This is a genomic window from Kitasatospora sp. NPDC096204 (assembly GCF_044763205.1).
Classification (GTDB): Bacteria; Actinomycetota; Actinomycetes; order Streptomycetales; family Streptomycetaceae; genus Kitasatospora.
In genome coordinates, this window is the sequence record NZ_JBIWFT010000032.1 from 101441 (window position 1) to 118022 (window position 16582).

General features: G+C 73.3%; 17 protein-coding genes. 7 read left to right on the top strand and 10 right to left on the bottom strand.

Annotated features, from left to right (window positions below):
• Nucleotides 1-163: 163 nt before the first annotated feature.
• Nucleotides 164-1606, bottom strand: a complete 1443-nt coding sequence (locus ACIQ87_RS29495; protein ID WP_402412321.1) for a choice-of-anchor A family protein — start codon at nucleotides 1604-1606, stop codon at nucleotides 164-166.
• Between the two features lie 260 nt (nucleotides 1607-1866).
• Between ACIQ87_RS29495 and ACIQ87_RS29500 the strand changes: the two genes are divergently transcribed.
• The 3 genes from ACIQ87_RS29500 (at nucleotide 1867) to ACIQ87_RS29510 (ending at nucleotide 4245) form a co-directional block, all read left to right on the top strand.
• Complete coding sequence (locus ACIQ87_RS29500) at nucleotides 1867-2583, top strand: 4'-phosphopantetheinyl transferase family protein (protein WP_402412324.1); 717 nt, start codon at nucleotides 1867-1869, stop codon at nucleotides 2581-2583.
• A 145-nt stretch (nucleotides 2584-2728) separates the two neighbouring features.
• On the top strand, nucleotides 2729-3211 hold the full coding sequence (locus ACIQ87_RS29505) for a hypothetical protein (RefSeq protein WP_392916666.1): 483 nt from the start codon (nucleotides 2729-2731) through the stop codon (nucleotides 3209-3211).
• A 137-nt stretch (nucleotides 3212-3348) separates the two neighbouring features.
• On the top strand, nucleotides 3349-4245 hold the full coding sequence (locus tag ACIQ87_RS29510) for a helix-turn-helix domain-containing protein (protein ID WP_402412328.1): 897 nt from the start codon (nucleotides 3349-3351) through the stop codon (nucleotides 4243-4245).
• A 2-nt stretch (nucleotides 4246-4247) separates the two neighbouring features.
• Here ACIQ87_RS29510 and ACIQ87_RS29515 read toward each other — a convergent pair whose 3' ends face one another.
• Together ACIQ87_RS29515 and ACIQ87_RS29520 are read right to left on the bottom strand one after the other, a co-directional pair.
• Nucleotides 4248-4700, bottom strand: a complete 453-nt coding sequence (locus tag ACIQ87_RS29515; protein WP_402412331.1) for a hypothetical protein — start codon at nucleotides 4698-4700, stop codon at nucleotides 4248-4250.
• A 245-nt stretch (nucleotides 4701-4945) separates the two neighbouring features.
• Nucleotides 4946-6001, bottom strand: coding sequence for an Lrp/AsnC family transcriptional regulator (locus ACIQ87_RS29520; RefSeq protein WP_402412334.1), 1056 nt, complete (start codon nucleotides 5999-6001; stop codon nucleotides 4946-4948).
• A 177-nt stretch (nucleotides 6002-6178) separates the two neighbouring features.
• On the opposite strand from ACIQ87_RS29520, the gene ACIQ87_RS29525 reads away from it, so the two are divergent.
• A complete protein-coding gene (locus ACIQ87_RS29525; RefSeq protein WP_402412337.1) occupies nucleotides 6179-6982 on the top strand; it encodes an inositol monophosphatase family protein in 804 nt (267 codons plus the stop codon).
• Nucleotides 6983-7097: 115 nt separating this feature from the next.
• On the opposite strand, the gene ACIQ87_RS29530 is transcribed toward ACIQ87_RS29525, so the two are convergent.
• The 6 genes from ACIQ87_RS29530 to ACIQ87_RS29555 all read right to left on the bottom strand — a co-directional run bounded on the left by ACIQ87_RS29530 (nucleotide 7098) and on the right by ACIQ87_RS29555 (nucleotide 14085).
• Nucleotides 7098-8018 (bottom strand): amidohydrolase family protein, encoded by a 921-nt coding sequence (locus tag ACIQ87_RS29530; protein ID WP_402412340.1) that lies wholly within the window; start codon nucleotides 8016-8018, stop codon nucleotides 7098-7100.
• A 56-nt stretch (nucleotides 8019-8074) separates the two neighbouring features.
• Nucleotides 8075-9709: an acyl-CoA dehydrogenase family protein gene (locus ACIQ87_RS29535; RefSeq protein ID WP_402412343.1), complete on the bottom strand. Its 1635-nt coding sequence runs from the start codon at nucleotides 9707-9709 to the stop codon at nucleotides 8075-8077.
• The gene (locus tag ACIQ87_RS29540; protein WP_402412345.1) at nucleotides 9693-10406 is read right to left on the bottom strand and encodes a TetR/AcrR family transcriptional regulator; all 714 of its coding nucleotides are present in this window, start codon (nucleotides 10404-10406) and stop codon (nucleotides 9693-9695) included. The genes ACIQ87_RS29535 and ACIQ87_RS29540 overlap by 17 nt, the downstream gene beginning before the upstream one ends.
• Nucleotides 10407-10569: 163 nt before the next feature.
• Nucleotides 10570-12102, bottom strand: coding sequence for a S28 family serine protease (locus ACIQ87_RS29545; RefSeq protein WP_402412348.1), 1533 nt, complete (start codon nucleotides 12100-12102; stop codon nucleotides 10570-10572).
• A 253-nt stretch (nucleotides 12103-12355) separates the two neighbouring features.
• Nucleotides 12356-13231 (bottom strand): serine protease, encoded by an 876-nt coding sequence (locus tag ACIQ87_RS29550; RefSeq protein ID WP_402412352.1) that lies wholly within the window; start codon nucleotides 13229-13231, stop codon nucleotides 12356-12358.
• Between the two features lie 224 nt (nucleotides 13232-13455).
• Nucleotides 13456-14085 (bottom strand): TetR family transcriptional regulator, encoded by a 630-nt coding sequence (locus ACIQ87_RS29555; protein ID WP_402412355.1) that lies wholly within the window; start codon nucleotides 14083-14085, stop codon nucleotides 13456-13458.
• Between the two features lie 120 nt (nucleotides 14086-14205).
• On the opposite strand from ACIQ87_RS29555, the gene ACIQ87_RS29560 reads away from it, so the two are divergent.
• From ACIQ87_RS29560 to ACIQ87_RS29570, 3 genes are all read left to right on the top strand, one after another.
• The gene (locus ACIQ87_RS29560) at nucleotides 14206-14361 is read left to right on the top strand and encodes a hypothetical protein (RefSeq protein WP_402412358.1); all 156 of its coding nucleotides are present in this window, start codon (nucleotides 14206-14208) and stop codon (nucleotides 14359-14361) included.
• Between the two features lie 143 nt (nucleotides 14362-14504).
• Nucleotides 14505-14828: a DUF4190 domain-containing protein gene (locus tag ACIQ87_RS29565; protein ID WP_402412360.1), complete on the top strand. Its 324-nt coding sequence runs from the start codon at nucleotides 14505-14507 to the stop codon at nucleotides 14826-14828.
• A gap of 269 nt (nucleotides 14829-15097) precedes the next feature.
• Nucleotides 15098-15982 carry a metallophosphoesterase family protein gene (locus ACIQ87_RS29570; protein WP_402412363.1) on the top strand — a complete coding sequence of 295 codons (885 nt, stop codon included), beginning with the start codon at nucleotides 15098-15100 and terminating at the stop codon, nucleotides 15980-15982.
• A gap of 138 nt (nucleotides 15983-16120) precedes the next feature.
• Here ACIQ87_RS29570 and ACIQ87_RS29575 read toward each other — a convergent pair whose 3' ends face one another.
• The gene (locus ACIQ87_RS29575) at nucleotides 16121-16426 is read right to left on the bottom strand and encodes an SHOCT domain-containing protein (RefSeq protein WP_402412366.1); all 306 of its coding nucleotides are present in this window, start codon (nucleotides 16424-16426) and stop codon (nucleotides 16121-16123) included.
• Between the last annotated feature and the right edge of the window lie 156 nt (nucleotides 16427-16582).

The following is a 16582-nucleotide window of genomic DNA, read 5'->3' on the forward strand; positions in this document are numbered from 1 at the left end:
GGGGGACGGAGACGGGGCGGGGCGCGAGGCGGGAACGGCGCAGGCCGCCCGGTCGGGTCGACTCGGGCGGCCTGCGCGGCAGTTCGGCTGTCCGGCTGTCCGGCTGTCCGGCTGTCCGGCTGTCCGGCTGTCCGGTTTCTCAGCCGTACGGGCCGTACGGCCGTCAGCCGTGGCTGCCGCGACGGCGACGGGCGGCCAGCACGGCCAGACCGCCGAGGCCGAGCAGGCCGACGCCCGCCACGCCGAAGACCACCGGGGCGTTGCCCGCACCGGTGGAGGGCAGCTGACCGCCGCCACCGGGGTGGCCGGTCGGCTCCTCGGTCGGATGGAGGCCGGTCGGGGCCGGGCCGGCGCTCGACGTCGTCGCACCGGCCGACGGCGAGGTCGGCGCGGACGAGGTCGGCGAGGTCGGCGAGGTGGGCGCCGGGGACGTCGGGGACGTCGGGGACGTCGGGGCCGGGGAGGTCGGGCCCGGCGAGGTCGGGTCCGGGGACGTCGGCGAGGGCGACGGCGTCGACGAGGTCGGCGACGGGCTGGGCGTCACGGCGCAGTCCGGCAGGTCGCCGTCGAACGGGTAGCTGTGGATCTCGTAGCCGCCGGTGCCGGTGTGGACCAGGTTGCCCGCGAGGTACACCCGGCCGTTCATGCCCGGCTGGGCGATGGTCGTGGTGCCGCCGGGGTTGCCGGCCAGGACCGAGCCCTGGAACTGGGCGCTGCCGAGGATCTGCGCCGAGGTCGCGGTCGGGAAGTTGTACATGAGCTTCGAACGCATCTCGGTGGTCTGGTCCCCGGCCAGGCCGGTGCCGGTGTAGGTGTTGACGACCGGGCTGTCCCCGAGCATGTTCACCACGACGGTGGCGCCGGCCGGGATGCCGGCGAAGACCAGGCCGATCTGCCCGCCGGACGGCGAGGCGAGGTTCCGGGTGACGTTGAAGACCTGCTTCATGCTGGTCCCGTCACCGGTGAAGGTCGCCTCGCTGGAGGTGACGGTGACGGTGCCGGTCGCGGTGGCCCGGCCGACGCACTCGGAGACCTCCTCGATCCGGGTCAGCACCGACCGGTAGGGCGCGGCGGCGTTCGCGTCCTGGATCGACTCACCGGTGGGGTCGATGTTCACGGCGCCGGTGACCGAGCCCGCGTGGCGCAGGTTGCCGAAGGCCGGGCCGCGCGAGTCGATGCCGCCGATCAGGACGGTGTTGCCGGTCCTGACGTCGACGTCGCCGCCGGTGGTGACGAAGTCGCTGCCGTTCGGCGGCACCACGCGTGAGCCGACGCCGACGACGCCCATGTTGTAGGCGCCGCCGCCGTTCTTGTCGACGGTCAGGTTCCCCAGCGCGACGATCTTGCCCTCGGCCTCCGCGGCCCGGCCGTTCACGGTGTAGTCGCCGCCGGTGAAGACGTTGACGGTGGCGTCCCGGCCGGGGAAGTCGCCGTTGTGCGCCGGCGGCCAGGTGCTGGGACAGTCGGGCCCGGAGCAGGCGCCCAGCGGCGGGGCCAGCGGTGCGGCCGAACCGACCGTCAGCACCGCGGCCAGCGGCAGCGCGGTGACGGTGGTCGCCACCGCGGCCAGGACGGCCCGGCGCCCGCGCGGGGCCGGAGTCCTCACGGTGGTCGTCCTGTGATCCGGCGAATCGGTGGCCTGACCCATCGACAATTCCTCCGCGCATGAGAAAGGCAGGCCGGGACGACCTGCCGTGTTCCGTGATGTCTGCGATGCCCGCCGGCGATTCCAGAGATTCTGGACATCAAACATCAAATCAGACATTCTCACCCTACAGATCCTCAGATCGGATCCGAAATTCATCCGTACGGAGCAGCGATCGTCCGGGCGGACGCGAGTTCGACGAGAAGCCTTAGGTTGGAGGCATGAGCACCGAGGCCCAGGAACAGAGCGCACCGCTCGTCGCCGTCGCGTCCGCCGACGCCGTACTGCGACACCCCGAGGTGGGCGAGCACCTGCTGACCGCCATGGAGCGGGAGCGCGCCGCGCGCTTCCGGCACGAGTCCGGGCGGATCGACTTCACCGCCGGGCACCTGCTGGTCCGGCTCTGCGCCGCCCGGCTGCTCGGTGTGCCGGCGGCCGGCCTCGTCCTCGCCCAGCAGTGCCCGGACTGCGGGCTCGCCGACCACGGCAAGCCCTACCTGCCGGACCACCCGGGGGTGCACGTGAGCCTCTCCCACACCCGGGGGGTGGTCGCGGCCGGTGCCGGGTTCCAGCCGGTCGGGGTGGACGTCGAGCTGTCCACCCGGGACGGCTCGCTGCGTTCGGTCGCCCGCCGGGTACTCGCCCCGGCCGAGCTTGCCCTGGTCGAGGCCGACCCTCAGCCGGAGCGGGCGTTCCTGCGGCTCTGGGTGCGCAAGGAGTCGCTGATCAAGATCGGACGGGCCACCCTGGACACCCTCGGCCGGGTCGACCTCTCCGCCCTGCCACTGGCCGTCCCGCCGGGCGCGCCGCTGCGCAGCCGGTACGAGGACCTGCACCTGCTCGACTGGACCGACCGGACCGACCCCGAGCACGTCGCCGCCGTCGCGGCCGTCAGCACCGCCCCGCCCCGGATCGTGGAGCTCACGGCTTCGAGCTGAGCGAGGCGGGCCGGGCAGGGGTGGGCCCTGAGGCGGGCCCGCGCGGTGGGCCGATGGATAAGCGGTGTTAGCGTGCCTGGTCGTGGGCACGCCGGACGCGCGCCCGCCGACCAGCTGCCCACCGGATTCAAAAGGGTGCCCCGCCATGGCCAAGTTCCTGCTGAGCCTGCACGTCCTCGTGTCGGTCCTGTTCATAGGCCCGGTCGCGGTGGCCGTCAGCATGTTCCCCCGCCGGGCGAAGGCCGCGCTGGCCGGCGGACCGGACCGGGCCTCCGACGCCGGTGTGCTGCGCGTGCTGCACCGGATCACCCAGGTCTACGCGCTGCTCGGGGTCGCGGTGCCGGTGCTCGGCATCGGCCTGGCCCAGGTGATGGACGTGCTCGGGCAGTCCTGGGTGATCGTCTCGATGGTGCTGACCGGCCTCGCCGCGCTCGCGCTGCTGCTCTTCGTGCTGCCCGGCCAGCAGGCCGCCGTGGACGCGCTCGAACTGGACCCGTCGGACGAGCAGCACGGCAAGGCCGTCAGCGGCCTGAAGCTGCTGCCGATGACCGCCGGGGTGTTCAACCTGCTGTGGGCCGTGGTCGTGGTGATCATGGTCATCCGCCCGGGGTCGAGCACCGGCGTCTGAGCCTCCGCTCCCTGCTCCCTGACTCCCCGGCTCTCGGGCGCCTCGTCCCCGGCCCCTGATCGCCACCGCCCCCTCCCACCGCCCCCTCCCGCCGCCCCCTCCCGCCGACCGGGGTCGTTCGAGTACCGTCCTGGGCCATGACGATCATGGCGGGCATGGGCAGCCCGACGGGAACCGGCGTCGGGCCGCTGCTGCGCGGCTGGCGGGAGCGACGACAGCTCAGCCAACTGCAACTGGCGCTGCGGGCCGACTCCTCGGCCCGCCACCTCAGCTTCGTCGAGAACGGCCGCTCCCGGCCGAGCCGGGAGCTGGTGCTGCGGCTGGCCGAGCACCTGGACGTGCCCGTGCGCGAGCGCAACACCCTGCTGCTCGCGGCCGGTTACGCCCCGCACTACCCCGAGACGCCGTTGGACGACCCGTCGATGGCCGCGCTGCGCGGCGGGCTGGAACGGCTGCTGGCCGCCCACGACCCGTACCCGGCGGTGGTGGTCGACGGCTCCTTCCGGGTACTGGCGGCCAACCGCGCGCTCGGACTGCTGCTGGACGGCATCGCCCCGCACCTGCTGGAGCCGCCGCTCAACGCGATCCGGATCACCCTCCACCCGGACGGACTGGCACCGCGCATCCTCAACCTTCGGCAGTGGCGGCAGCACCTGCTGGAGCGGATGGAACGGCAGCTGGAGCTGGTGCGGGCCGAACCGCTGCGCCGGCTGTACGAGGAGGTCCGCGGCTACCCCGAGCCGGCCGGCGACCCCGCGGACGACCCCGGCGCGGGTGGCGGCGCGGCTGCGGGCGGCGACCCGGGCGCGGGCGGCGGCGCGGCCGCGGGCGCTCCGGGGGGCGCCGACGGGTTCCCGTTCGCGTTGCCGATGCGGGTCCGACACGACGGGCAGGTGCTCTCCTTCCTGTCCACCATCGCCACCTTCAACACCCCGCTGGACGTCACCGTCTCCGAGCTGGCCATGGAGACCTTCCTGCCGGCCGACGCGGAGACGGTGCGGTTCCTGCAAGCCGCGATCGGGCCGGACCGTTAGCCCTACCCCCGGATCTGTCCCAGGGTCTGCCCCCGGGCCTGGCGCCGCAGGGCGGTGAACTGGAGGACGGCGAACAGGCCCACCGCCGCGGCCTGCGCCGGGATCCAGACGAACCCGGCCGTGGTCGGCTCCAGCCACAGCTCCATCGCGACCAGGCTGAGCACCATCCAGACGAGGTTGAGGTCGATCACGGCCCGCACCCCGACCACCGGGGGCTGCCGACGGGCGGCCAGCGCGCCGACCGCGAGCGCGTAGCCGAGGAGGAGGAGCCCGAGGTCGACCAGGGTGGTGCGGCCGGCGCCGAGCAGTTCGCCGAGCGGGCCGGAGAAGGCCAGGTAGGCGAGGCCGTTGCCGCCGGTGACCAGGGCGTCCAGGGTGAGGGCGCCGCGCACCGTCCACGGCGAGAAGGCGGAACCGGGTCGGGCGGGCGTGAGGGTGTTCGCATGGGCGGACATGGCGGATCGCCTCCTGTCAGGGGGAGCCCGGGGCCTTGGCGGCCGCACCGGATGCCACCACCCTGCCCGGTGAGGCGGCGGGCGTCGATTACCCCTCAGGTAACGGCGGGCCGGGGGCAGGGCCGAGGAGCCGGGCCGGGGAGCCGGGCCGGGGAGCCGGGCCGGGGAGCCGGGCCGGGGAGCCGGGCCGGGGAGCCGGGCCGGGGGCTGAGGGCTCGTCTCCCCCGCGGGTGACGACCGGCCCGTTACGGCCGTCGGGCCGGCTGCCGGAGCAGGACGCCCGCCCGCTTCACCGCGCGGGCGGTGATGGTGGTCTCGGCCCGGGCGGCACCGAGCGGGCCGAGGGTGTCGGTGAGGAAGCGGTACAGCTCGCCGTGGTCCGGACAGAACACCGTGGCCAGCAGGTTGGCCGGGCCGCTGGTGGCGAACACCCCGTGCACCTGCGGGTGCCGGGCCAGCGCCGTGCCGACCTCGGCGATCCGGCCGGGCGGCACGTCCAGCCAGAGGTTGGCGTCCACGGCCATGCCGAGCAGCCGCGGGTCCACGGTGGCGTGGGTGCGCAGCAGCCCGGCCTCGTCCAGCCGGTGCAGCCGGCGGCGCACCGTGGACTCGGGCGCGCCGACGGCCGCGGCCAGCAGGGCGTGGGACTGCCGGGCGTCCTCGCCCAGCCGTTCCAGCAGCGCGCGGTCGAGGCCGTCCAGCGGCGGGGGCGCGACGGCACGGTCAGCGGTGGGGCGGGGCGCGGTGGGGCGGTTAGCAGGAAGGCGGGGAGCGGTGGGGCGGCGGGGACCGGTGGGCCTGGCGAGTGCGGCGGCCTCCTCGTCGGTGAGGTACCCGGCCCGCCACTGCCCGGCGTCGGCGAAGGCGTGCAGCACGGCGTGGGTGGTGGTCTCGGTGACGGCGCCGGTCGCGGGCAACTGCCCGTACAGCAGCCGGTCGCGGGAGCCGGCGTCGGTGAGCATCACGGCGCCCACCTCGTGGCCGCCGAGCATCACGTCGACGAACGGGATGTCGGAGCGGTCGGCGAGGGCCTGGGCGATGGCGTCCACCCGGCCGCTCAGCACCCGGACCCGCAGCAGCAACGCACCCACGGCGGCGTCCTCGACGTCCGGCAGCCGGACCACCCGCAGCACCCCGGCCTGCCGCATCCGGCCCAGCCGGCGGGTGACCGTCCGGGCGGAGACGCCCAGCACCTCGGCGATCCGGCCGGGCTCGGCCCGTCCGTCCACCTGGAGGGCGCACACCAGGCGGCGGTCCAGGGTGTCCAGCACGCTGTCCGGATCGGTGGTGGAGAGGTCCATGGTGTCCGATTCTCATCACTCTCGGCAGTCGTTGCGTCCTGATCAGCAGCCTGACGGTACTCCTTGTCCCGACGGCCGGGAGCGGACGCCGAGCCGGAGCCCCGGCCCGGCCTGAGGAAGGGCGCGTGAGGGATCGCGTGTGAGGCATCGCGTGTGAGGCATCGAGGAGGAGTCGCCGTGACGAAGGAACTGTGGACGCTGGCGGAGGGTGTGGAGGCCGCGGTGCGCGAGGTCGGGGCGGGGCTGGCGGCACGCCGGTCCGCCGACCCGGTCACGGCGCGGACGGTCGAGGAGGCGGCGGCCTCCTTTGCCGAACTGGACGGCCCGGCCGCCGCAGCGTTGCGGGAGCGGCTGACGGCGCTGCGCCCGCGGGCCGGCTGGGTGCCCGAGGAGTTGGACGGCGCGGTGCCCGCAGAGGGCGAGTGGTGGCTGTGCGACGCGACCGACGGTGCGGTGCAGTACCTGCTCGGGCAGCCGCACTGGGCGGTGACCGCCACCCTGGTGCGGGACGGCGCGGCGGTACTGGCCGTGGTGCACGCCCCGGAGCAGGACGGCCGCACCTACCGGGCGGTGCTGGGCGGCGGGGCCCGGCTGAACGGGCGGCCGATCGCGCCGCTGGAAAGGGAGTTGGCCGCCACCGTCGCCGCCACCAGCCAGCCGCCGCAGGTTGCCGCCGACCCGGTGGCGCTGCGCCGGGCGGGCGAGTCGCTGTCCGCGATGGCGGCAGCGGTCCTGGCGGTGCGCAACCTCGGCCCGACCGCGCTCCAGGTGGCCCAGGTCGGCTCGGGGCACCTGGCGCTGTTCTGGGAGTACGGCCTCGACGCGGGCAACCTGCTGCCCGGCGCGCTGATCGCGCGCGAGGCGGGCGCGGCGGTGACGGACGCCGCCGGGTCGGCCTGGACGGCCGGCTCCGACGGCTTCCTCGCCGCCGCGCCCGGGCTGCACGCTCGGGCGTTGGAGGTGCTGCGGACGGTGCGGTGATCGGTGGCGCGGTGATCGGTGGTTCGGTGGTCGGTGGTGCGGTGTTCGGTGGCACGGGACCTGTGGCGCCGGCCCGTGACGCCGGACCACTGGTGCCGGATCGGTGGTGCGGTGATCAGCCTTCGGGCTTGATGCCGAAGAGGGCGGCCGCGTTGTCGTGGCAGACCGCCCGCAGCCACTCCTCCCCCAGCCCCAGCCCGGCCAGCGCCTCCAGCTGGTGGACGTACCGGTAGGGGATGTTGGGGAAGTCGCTGCCGAGCAGGACGCGGTCCGCCAGCCCGCGCAGACGCGGCAGTTCCTCGCGCGGGAACGGGTCGTCGGCCTCGGCGAAGTCGGTGAACGCGATGGTGGTGTCCAGCCGGACGGCCGGGTGGCGTTCGGCCAGGTCGAGGAAGCCGCGGTACTCCGGCATCCCGAGGTGGGCGACCACCACGACCAGGCCGGGGTGCCGCTCCAGCACCGTGCCGATCGGGCCCGGGCCGGTGAACCTGCCCGGCACCGGCCCGGATCCGCAGTGGGTGACCACCGGGGTGCCGGTCTCGGCGAGCAACCCCCAGACGTCGTCCAGCAGCGGGTCCGCCGGGTCGTAGCCGCCGACCTGGAGGTGCGCCTTGAACACCCGGGCGCCGTCCTCGACCGCCCGGGCCACGTAGCGGGGCGCCTCGGGCTCGGGGAAGAAGGTCGCGGTGTGCAGGCAGTCCGGGGTGCGGGCGGCGAAGTCGGCGGCCCAGGCGTTCAGCCAGCCGGCCATCCCGGGCTTGTGCGGGTACAGCATGGACGTGAACGCCCGCACGCCGAAGTCCCGCAGCCGCCGGACCCGTTGCTCCTCGGCCTCGCGGTAGGTGATCGGCCAGGGGCGGTTCACCAGCGGACCGGCCGCGTCGAAGTACGCCCACACCTTGTCGAGGACGTTCTTCGGCATGAAGTGGGTGTGCACGTCGATCAGCCCGGGCAGGCCGAGCGCCTGCCAGAACTCCCTGACCTTCTCGGCCTCCTGGCCGCCTGCCTCGTAGCCGTTCGCCGCTCGGTCGGTCACTGTTCGGTCGTTCGCCGCTCGGTCGTTCGCCGCTCGGTCGTTCGCCGCTCGGTCGTTCACGCGGACACCGGCAGGGCGCGGTCGATGATCGCTCCGGTGTCGACCCCGGCCGGCAGGGTGCCGAAGGCCGCGCCGCGGTCGCCACCCAGCCGGCTCGCGCAGAACGCGTCGGCCACCGCCGGGCTGCCGTACCGGACCAGCAGCGAGCCCTGGAAGGCCAGCGCCATCGACTCGACCAGTCGGCGGGTGCGGTACTCCAGGTCGCCCAGGTCGGTCAGCTCCTTGCGCAGCGCGGCGACGGCCGCGTCCAACCGGCGGTCCGCCCCTGCGGCGGCGTCGAGTTCGCCGAGGAAGGCCTCCACGCTCTCGGGGCGCTTGGCCATGGCGCGCAGCGCGTCCAGGGCCGCGACGTTGCCGGAGCCCTCCCAGATCGACACCAGCGGCGCCTCCCGGTAGAGCCGGGGCATCCCGGACTCCTCCACGTAGCCGTTGCCGCCCAGGCACTCCAGCGCCTCGGCGGAGTGCGCCGGACCGCGCTTGCACACCCAGTACTTGGCCACCGCCAGGCCCAGCCGCCGGACCAGCGCCTCGTTCCCGTCCCCCGCGAGGGTGCGGTCGGTGGCCTGGGCGAGCCGCATGGCGACGATCGTGGCCGCCTCGGACTCCACCACCAGGTCGGCGAGCACGTTGCGCATCAGCGGCTGGTCGACCAGCGCCTTGCCGAACGCCCGTCGGTGCAGGGCGTGGTGGACCGCCCGGGTGGCGCCGTAGCGCATGCCGGAGGCCGCGCCGACGGTGCAGTCCAGGCGGGTCATGTTGACCATCTCGATGATGGTCGGGACGCCCCGCCCCTCCTCGCCGACCAGCCAGCCGACCGCGCCGTCGTACTCCAACTCGGCGGAGGCGTTGGACTTGTTGCCGAGCTTGTCCTTGAGGCGCATCAGCTGCAGGCGGTTGCGGCTGCCGTCCGGCAGGACGCGCGGCAGCGCGAAGCAGCTGAGGCCGCCCGGCGCCTGGGCCAGCGTCAGGAAGAGGTCGGACATCGGCGCCGAGGTGAACCACTTGTGGCCGGTGAGCCGGTAGGTGCCGTCCGGCTGCGGAGCGGCGGTGGTGGTGTTGGTGCGGACGTCCGAGCCGCCCTGCTTCTCGGTCATCGACATGCCGGCGATCAGCCCGCGCTTGGTGCGCGGCTCGCGCAGCCCGAAGTCGTACTCCCGCGCGGCCAGCAGCGGTTCCAGCTCGGCGGCCAGCGCGGGGTTGGCGCGCAGCGCCGGGACGGCGGCGTAGGTCATCGAGATCGGGCAGGTGTGGCCGGCCTCGACCTGGCCCCAGACGAAGAACCCGGCGGCGCGGGCGGCGTGGGCGCCGGGGCGCTCGTCGCGCCAGGGCGCGGCGTGCAGGCCGTACGAGACGGCGGTACGCATCAGCTCGTGCCAGGCCGGGTGGAACTCGACCTCGTCGATGCGGTTTCCGAAACGGTCGTGGGTGCGCAGCACCGGCGGGTTCTCGTTCGCCAGCCGGCCCCACTCGGCAGCCTGCTCGGAACCGGCCAGCCGGCCCAGCTCGCGCAGCTCGGGCTCGGCCCAGCCGGCGTCGGCCCGCTGGAGGGCGGCGAGCAGGGTGGGGTCGGCGGCGGTGTCGTGTCCGTACGGCAGGGGCACCTGGTTGGTGACCTCATGCGTCGCTGTCATCGCGTCCTCCCAGGGCACGCAGGGTGAAGGAGACCAGGGCGGGGACCACCGTGGTGTTCTTGCTGTGTTCGGACTCGCCGGGTCCGGGCTCGCCGGGTTCAGGCCCGCCGTTCCCGTGCCCGCCCGGTCCGGACTCGCCGGGCCCTGGCGGGGCGGTTCCGACCGGTGCGGCGGCGAGCGGGCCGGCCAGCGCCTCGCCGACCGCGCCGACCAGGGCGGCCGCGGTCAGCACCGGGTCCTGCTCGGGCAGTTCGCCGCTCGCCACCGCGGCGGCGATCTCGGTGGCGATCACGTCCCGGAACGCCCGCCGGAACACCAGGCGCTCCTCGTCCACGACCGCGTCGGCCGGCTCGACCAGCAGCGCGTACGCCAGCCGGGGTGCGCACAGGGCGCGGGCGGCGAAGGTCTCGACGACGGCGGCGATCCGCTGCCGCGGGGTGTCCCGGAGCGCGACGGCGGCGTTGACCGCGTCGATCTCGTGCGTGACCACCCGGCGGAACAGCTGCACCGACAGCTCGGCCTTGCCGCTGAAGTGCTGGTAGAGGCTGCCGGTGGCGATCCCGGCGCGGTCCGCCACGGCGGCCATCGTGCAGCCGCCGTAGCCGCGCTCGGCGAGCAGGCCCACCGCCGCCTGGAGCACCGCTTCGCGCTGGGCGTCCAGGCGGGCTTGTACGGCTGGCGTGCGTCGGTAGGCCATGGAAGCATTGAAGCACTGATTCACTGCTTCGGGGAGGGCTCGGTCCGCTCCTTCTTCCGGCTCTGCCCGCTGTTCCCCGAACGACGCGAGGAGGCCGCCCCGGAACCCGGGGCGGCCTCCTCTGCTGAGTGCCTGGTGGTGCGGCCTGCTGCGCGCGTCGGCGTTACAGCGGGCGGCGCTCCTGCTCCAGCCGCTGGCCCTCGACGTCCAGCGGGCCGAAGTCCGCACCCGGCCGCGGCGACTTGGCGAGCGAGCGGGCGGCGTTCGGGTCGCTCAGGCCCGCCCACTCCAGCACCTTGGCGGTGGCCTCCGCCGACTGCGCGGCGGGCAGCTGCCCGATCTTGGAGCCGTGGTTGCCGCCGGGCACGGTGTAGACGTAGCTGTCCTCGCTGCCCCGGCCGAGGCGGAACGGCTTCGCACCCCACGGGTCGTTGCCGCCGTAGACGTACATGATCCGCTCACCCTCGCGCTTCACCCAGCGGTCGATGTCGGGCATCGCGTTCGGGTTGAAGACGGTCGGGATCTCCTTCGGCACGTAGCTGCGGACCGAGTAGAGCTCCTTGTAGTCGTAGTGCAGCACGCCCTTGAGGTGCGAGACGTCGAAGAACGGCGCGCCCAGCTCGGTCGCGGCCTGGTAGTAGTACGCGGTGTACTTCGCCAGCGACTGGTCGCTGTTGCCGGTGATGCCGGACTGCGAGTCGAACCAGGCGTACAGCTCGTCGTCGGTCGCGGTGGCCGCCACCGGGACCTTGGCGCAGTCGGACTCCAGGCTGTACTGCCAGAACGCCCAGACCACGTCCAGCACGCCGGCCTCGTACGCGCGGTCCGGGGTGCCGAGGGTGTCGAAGGTGGAGCCGGCCGCCTTGTTGTCGGCGACGTAGCGGGCCTCCAGGCGGTCACGGCGCACCAGCAGCTCGCGCTGGGCGGCGTTCAGCCGGGCCCGGCACTCGGGCGTGCCGACGGTGCGGAAGAACTCGCTGTACGCCGCGTAGTCGTTGACGTTAGTGTTGTTCGGCGCGACGTAGGCGATCGTGCCGGCCACGTCGTCCGGGTAGAAGCGGCGGTAGTAGGTCGAGGACATGCCGCCCTTGCTGGCGCCGGTGGACAGCCACTCCTCCTGGTAGATCCGCTTGAGCGCGGTCACCAGCCGGTGCGAGTCCGCGGCGCCCTGGCGGATACCGGCCTTGGACCAGTCCGCCGGGTCCGGGCGGGAGGGGGTGAAGAACCGGTACTCGATGGACACCTGGTTGCCGTCCACCAGCCGGGTCGGCTCGGTGCGGGACGGGTTGGTGCCCAGGGTGTAGCCGTTGGTGTAGAAGACGGTCGGGCGGTCGTAGCCGCGGTGCAGCAGGCTGAAGCGCTGCTGGAAGGTGCCCAGCCAGGGGCGGTTGTGGTCGATCGGCTGGGTGTAGGTGGCGATGAAGTAGCGGTGACCGGTGGTGGTCGGCTTCTCCTCGGTGACGGTCACCCCGGGGATCGCCGCCAGACGGTCCTTGATGTCGGCGGTCGGGTCGTCGGCGGGGCCCCGGCCGTGGCGGGAGCCGTTGCCCTGGTCGTTCTGGTCGCCCTGGTCGCCTTGCGCGCCCTGGGTGGCGCTCCGGCCGTCGGCGGCGGACGCCGGGCTCGCCAGGCCGCCGACAGCGAGCAGCGGTATCAGCAGGGCGGAGGCCAGCAGTCTTCTCACGGTGGTGGTCATCAACTCTCCATGTCTGCGGTGCAGGTGGTGCGATCGGTACGGCGGTCGGTGTGGCAGGCGGTACAGCGGTCGGCGTGGCAGGCGGTACGGCAGGCGGTACGGCGGCCGGCGTGGCAGGCGGTACGGCAGGCGGTACAGCGGTCGGCGTGGCAGGCGGTACGGCGGCCGGCCGATGGACGGCCGAATGGGCCACCCGCCGTTCGCGGATGGCCCATCGGAGGGAAAGTGCTGGTCAGCGGGTTGCCCTGGTCGTCTACGGGCGGGGCAGGGTGCAGCCCGGGAGGGTGAGGTCGAAGTGGTTGCCGGCCGCGAAGCAGGCCGGTATCCCGTAGGTCTCCTGGGCGTAGCCGATGCCCGGGCGGACCGTCACCGCACCGTTCTGGTCCACCTCGCAGGGGTTGTCCAGGGTGCAGGTCTCACCGCTCTCGTTGATCGTGTTGTTCACCGCGACCACCTGATTGGTCGAGGCGTCGACCACCGGCGAGCCGGAGGTGCCTCCGATCACGTTGCAGGTGGAGGTGTAACGGAGCGAGTCCTTGAAGGTCCAGTCGGCTTCCTTCAGCCGGTAGGCGAAGCCGTCGACCGAGCAGGAGTAGATCTTCTTCCAGTAGCCGGAGACGACCTTGATCGAGGTGCCCTGGACGGGGTGGGTGGCCGCGATCGTCAACGGGGCTATCCCGTACCGGGACTGGATCGAGGCGTAGGTGGTGTTCAGCTGGTAGATCGACACGTCGGTGTCGGTCATCGCGCCGTACACGATCTTGGTCGCGCGCAGCGTGGCGACACCGCTGCCGCTCGCGTTGAGCAGGGTGAAGCTGCGACTGGAGGACTGGTTGAGGACCACCTGGCCCGGGCCGGGCATGCCGGTCTCCAGGCAGTGCCCGTTGGAGAGCACGAGGGCCGGGTCGCTCGCGGCCGAGCCGGGCATCCGCACCAGCGAGCCGGAGCAGTTGCTGAGTGCGACCGTCCCGGCGAAGTTGACGGCGGCGACGGGCTTGGCGACGGACTTGTCAACGGACGTGACAGACGTGGCGGCAGGGGCGGCGGCCTGAGCCGGAACGCCACCGACGAATGCGGCGGCCCCGGCGACCAGGAACGTGGCGACCGTGCCTATGAGCGGCTTCTTCATGAGAGACCTCTCGCTGTGGGGGGTTCCACGGGTGGGGGTGCACCAAAGCTGTCGCGGACATGACTCACTGTCAAGAGTCAAAGCAACACCAAGAACCGCCCAAGCCTCAATGGCCGGTTACCGCCGCCACCCGACACCAGGCCCAGCCCTCGACCCGGCCCACCCGGCACCCGACCCGGCCCACCCGGCACGCGAGGTGACCGTCAACTCCCCTACGGAGGCGCTCAGCCCGCCTGCCAGTGCTCCCGGCCGATGCTGATCAGGCGCAGCTGGAGGCGCGCGGTGGCGGCGATCCGCCGCTCCCGCGCCGGGTCCGTCTCCAGCGCCTCCAGGAAGGCGGCGGCCGTGGAGACCATGTGGTCGACGTAGAGCTCGGCGAGCATCCGCAGGTCCTGCTCGCCCCACCCGCTCGACTCCGGCTGGAGCGCCAGGGCGGCTCCCACCTCGGCGGCGAAGCGGCCGAGTTCGGCGTCGATCGCCTCGCGCACCTGCCGCACTCCGCCGTGCCGCTCGCGCGCCAGGAAGCGTACGTGCCCCCGGTGTTCGCGGACGTGCCGCTCGATCACGTCCACCGCGCGGTCGATCAGCTCCTCGGCATCGCCGGACTCGGCGAGCACCGAGCGGATCATGACATGCAGGCTGGCCAGCGACTCCTCGACCAGCGCCACCCCGAGGGCGGCGAGGTCCGGGAAGTGCCGGTAGAAGGCGGCCGGCGAGAGCCCCGCCTCCCGGGTGACCTCGCGGACACCCAGGCTCGCCAGGTTCTGATCGGCCAACAGATGCAGCCCGGCGTCCAGCAACGCCCGCCGGCTCTGCTGCTTCTGGGCCTGTCTGGCCCCAACGGTGTGACTCACGCCATTCAGTAAACATTCGTTTGCCGAACTTGGCCAGCCGGGCGTACAGTGAGGACGAAGTCAGTGAACACTTGTCAACCGAAATCGGCGCAGTCCCATCCGCAGCCGAAGGAGCCAGCCGTGATCCTGCTCTCCGCCCTCGTCGCCATGGGCATCCTGATCGGCACCGCCGCCCACACCTCGCTCCCGGTCTTCCTCGCCGCCTCCGCCGCCATCACCGCCTGGCTGCTCGCCTTCGGCGCACGCGAGGGCATCGCCCGCCTCCGGCACCGCTGACCCGGCCACGCTGCCGACCCGGCCGCGCCGCTGACCCCGGCCGCACTGCCGACCCAGCCGCACCGCTGACCCCGGCCGCACTGCCGACCCAGCCGCACCGCTGACCACCCCGCGGCCACTCCCCAGAGAGGACCCGCACCACCATGAGCATCGTCACCGACCATCAGGCGATCGGCCCTCGGAGCACCAGCCGCCCGGAGCCCCACAGCCGGGCGACCACCCGTCAGGGCACCGCCGAGGCCGACGGCCTCGCCATCGCCTCCTTCCTCCTCGGCCTGCCCGGCCTGCTGCTGTTCAACATCGTTCTCGGGCCGATCGCCATCACCCTGGCCACCCTGGCCCTGCTCCGCGGCACCCGCCGACGCGGCCGCGCCCTCCTCGGCCTGACCCTCGGCATCACCTCGCTGGCGATCCTCGCCGTCACCACCGTCACCTCCCATGGGGTGATCATCGACATCGGCTCCTGAGCCCGACCCAACTCTCCTTTTACTACCGGCTCCTGGCTCTGCCTCTCCCCCAGCTCCGCACCTCTCGTCCTGCGCCTCCCGTCCTGTGCCTCCCGTCCTGCGCCTCCCGATCGTCTCCACGCCACCGTCCGTCCCTGAAGCACCGGGCGGACCTCGCCCCCGGGCCGACGGTTCGAACGACTGATCCCGTCAACCCGCCCCGATCGCCCGGCCCGCCACATAGAGTGGGCCCATCGGCCGCACCGGCCAGACGACCTCAGGGGGCCGGAGTGACCACGGAGAACCGCAGCGACGCGCAGCCGACGCGGCCCACCCCGACGGGGGGACGGCTGCTCGCCGTGAGCGATCTGCACATCTCCTACCAGGAGAACCGCGACCTGGTGGAGAAGCTCCAGCCCTCCCACCCCGACGACTGGCTGCTCGTCGCCGGTGACGTCGCCGAGCTCACCACCAGCATCGAGTGGGCCCTCGGCCTGCTCGCCGAACGCTTCGCCCGCGTGGTGTGGGTCCCGGGCAACCATGAGCTGTGGACCCACCCCGAGGACCCGGTCCAGCTGCGCGGGGTGGCCCGCTACGAACACCTGGTGGAGCTGTGCCGCCGGCTCGGCGTGGTGACTCCCGAGGACCCGTACCCGCTCTGGGAGGGCCCCGGCGGACCGGTCCGCATCGTCCCGCTCTTCCTCCTCTACGACTACACCTTCCGTGCGCCCGGCACGACCACCAAGGAGGCCTCCCTGGCGGCCGCCTACGAGAGCGGCATCGTCTGCGCGGACGAGCGGATGCTCTACCCGGACCCGTTCCCGGACCGCGACTCCTGGTGCCGTGAGCGCGTCCGGCTGACCGAGAAGCGGCTGGCGGCCTGTGACCCGGACGTCCCGCTCGTCTTCGTCAACCACTACCCGCTGGTCCGGCAGCCCACCGAGATCCTCTGGTACCCCGAGTTCGCCCAGTGGTGCGGGACCGAGCTGACCGCAGACTGGCACACCCGGTTCAACACCGCGGCGATGATCTACGGCCACCTCCACATCCCGCGCCGGACCACCTACGACGGCGTCCCGTTCACGGAGGTCTCCCTCGGCTACCCGCGCGAGTGGCGCAAGCGCGGCCTGCCGGACCCGCTGCTGCGGGACGTCTTCCCGCAGGCCGCGGGCTGAGCCGCCCCGCCAGCACCTTCGTTCCGCCGCCTCCTGCCGCCTCGCCTCCGGCTCGGCCGAGGTCGGTGCCGCCGACGCCGTAGCCCTTCACGGCGGCGGCGGCACCGCCTGCGGCGCCCCGCACGACCTCCGGGGTGGTCACCTGGCGCCACCTCCCCCGACGTCGTCCTTGGACGGCTCACTGAGCACGGCCCGCTTGGCGCGGTACTCCTCGGCGTCGATCTCGCCCTCGGCGTAGCGGCGGCCCAGGACGGCCAGCGGATGCTCCGCCGCGGCCCCGGCTCCGCACCCGGCTCCGAATCCGGCTCCGAACCCGCAGGCGCGCCGCCGCCAGACCGTGCGGCGCAGCAGCGCGATCACCAGGACCACCACGGCGATCCAGACCAGAGGGATCAGCAGGATCCACGGGCCGGGGCCGTACCAGTCGGCCAACTGGGTGTACATGGTGGTTCAACTCCTCGATGGTGGGCCTCCAGGACCTCGGGTGGTTCCCGAGGTGTCTAGATGTACTGACCACGGAGGTTGGTGACAGGGGTCACGGCGCTGTGATCTTGAAATGAGTGAGGGCCTTCTGGCCAGGTGTGGATTGCGACATCTTCA